The following is a 2,323-nucleotide window of genomic DNA, read 5'->3' on the forward strand; positions in this document are numbered from 1 at the left end:
ATATTTATACGGCTTGGATGCAGGACCGTTTGGTCATCGATAACCTAAAATTTTCTGAAATACTGGTCAGGCTCGAACGAAGATACTCCGTAAAATTCGTGAACAGGGCCGTAAGCTTGAACGATGAAATCTATAAGGGAGAATTTGTAAACGAGGATATTGAATCCGTTCTTAAAACAATCTCCTTGAGCACGCCTTTCAGCTATGAAATAAACCAAAATGTAATCACTATAACGAAATAAAAAAGAAAGGGAAGGTTGGAGCCCTCCCCTTTTCCAATTGACCATTAATAATAACTATTACTAACGATCAAAGACACCCAAAATTATGAAAAAAAATAAGGAGGACGACGTTCTTAAAAAAGAGCGTGTCAAAAAATTGAATTCTAAAATGAAGTTCTGTTTTTTTATGGCTTCCCTCATGCTGTTCCAGTTATCGGCAAATTCGGTCATGTCACAAAAGAAAATAGAATTTGACTATGACAATGTTCCGTTAAAACGCATACTAAATTAAATCAAGTCTCAAACTTACTATCGATTCTTTTAAAATGTCAAGTAAATTTATGTTGAGAAAAAAATTTCCTTGAACGTAGATGGAGAAAACGTAAGGGAAGTTTTGAACAAGTTGGCGGTGAAGGCCAATTTTAATTTCAGAATAAACGAGAATCAGATTGTCTTGACACAGAAGAAAATTGCTTCCAATGAATTTCAGGAAAGGGAAATAAAGGGTGCGGTCACTGATGAAAACGGAAATCCACTATCAGGAGCAAATATCATTGAAAAAGGCACCACCAATGGAGTAACTGCGGATTTCGACGGAAACTTTTCAATTGAAATTTCAGATGAAAATGCTACATTGATAATTTCCTATATCGGTTTTGCAACTAAAGAAATCGCTGTAAGTGGGCAATCCTCAATAAATGTGACATTAGAGGAAAGTGCCGAGGGGCTCGATGAAGTGGTCGTTACTTCTTTTGGTATTCGAAAATCCAAAAAGGCCGTAGTATATGCCACGCAAGAAGTGGGCGGCGACGATTTGGCCCAAGTTGGAAACCCCAACGTACTCAACGGACTGCAAGGTAAGGTTGCCGGCGTATCGGTCAATCTTAGTAGCGGTATGCCGGGCAGATCTCCCTCAATAAAAATTCGGGGCAGCAGATCGCTAACGGGAAACAATCAACCTTTATTCGTAGTGGACGGTGCCCCGATATCCGGGAACATCCAAGATATCAATCCAAACAACATCGAATCGATCAACGTTCTAAAGGGACCGGCAGCATCGGCGTTGTATGGTCTCAGGGCATCCAATGGTGTTGTATTGATTACGACCAAAAGCGGAAAATCCATAGATGGCAAGCCCACTATCAGTTTGGAAACTTTTTATAGTATCGACGATGTTGCGTATTTGCCCGAATTACAGACTACGTTTGCCCAAGGTGCAAATGGAGAACTAAATGTCAACGGACCATTTTCATGGGGACCTAGAATAAGTGAAATAGGGACTTATACAAACAATCTCGGAGAACAGGAGGTCGCAAGGTCTTACGACAACGATAAAGCGTTCTACAAGTCGGGAAGCACTTCCAATACCAATTTATCGATATCCAACGCGGGAACGATCGGCAGCTATTCTCTAGGGATAGGCCATAATTCGCAAGATGGGATCATTCCCGGTACCGATCTGCGCAGAACGAACCTAAATTTTAACGGAAAATTGAACGTAAGCAAAAAGTTCAGCACTACAATTTCATTCAATTATTCGGACTTGAATTATAACGACTATCCCGATCTGGTCGGAAACAATAACTATTTCCGAAGCTTGACCGATGTTCCGCCATCCTATAATTTAGCTGGAACCGCATTTGCCGATGAAAACGATCCTTATCTTCAACAATATTTTAGAAGCACTCAAAACAACCCGTATTGGATAGTCAATAATAACTACAGAAACACCGAAAGGCCCAGAACCCTTGGGAATATATTGTTCGACTATAAGATAACCGACGACCTCTCGTTGAACTATCGTTTCGGGGTCGACAATTTTACGTCACGGACCGAGGATTTTAGGGAGCTTGGAACGGGTCAGGCCGGACGGACAAACCCTCCTAGCGGAGGAAGCATATCCATTCAAAACCAAAAAGCAACTCAGCTCAATTCAAATTTATTCTTGTCCTACAATAAAGAATTGAGTAAAGATTTTTTACTTGATCTGGTGGTCGGTAATGAAATTTTCGATGAAAAAAGGAACTCCGAAATCTCAAGTGGATCAAATTTTGTTACCGGTGGATGGGCGAACTTGGCAAATACTACTATCATTAATGGCT

Annotated in this window: 3 protein-coding genes; all 3 read left to right on the forward strand. The window is 40.6% G+C overall.

Annotated elements, in window-relative coordinates; all coding sequences use genetic code 11:
• Positions 1-242 (forward strand): FecR domain-containing protein (locus tag ACEW8S_RS02155; RefSeq protein ID WP_373516543.1); only part of this gene is annotated, 242 nt, incomplete at its 5' end.
• A gap of 85 nt (positions 243-327) precedes the next feature.
• Entirely contained in the window at positions 328-513 is a 186-nt protein-coding gene (locus tag ACEW8S_RS02160; RefSeq protein ID WP_373516544.1) for a hypothetical protein, read from the forward strand.
• Positions 514-582: 69 nt separating this feature from the next.
• A partial coding sequence (locus ACEW8S_RS02165; protein ID WP_373516545.1) for a SusC/RagA family TonB-linked outer membrane protein occupies positions 583-2,323 on the forward strand: 1,741 nt, incomplete at its 3' end.

The organism is Pricia sp., assembly GCF_041745955.1.
Classification (GTDB): domain Bacteria; phylum Bacteroidota; class Bacteroidia; order Flavobacteriales; family Flavobacteriaceae; genus Pricia.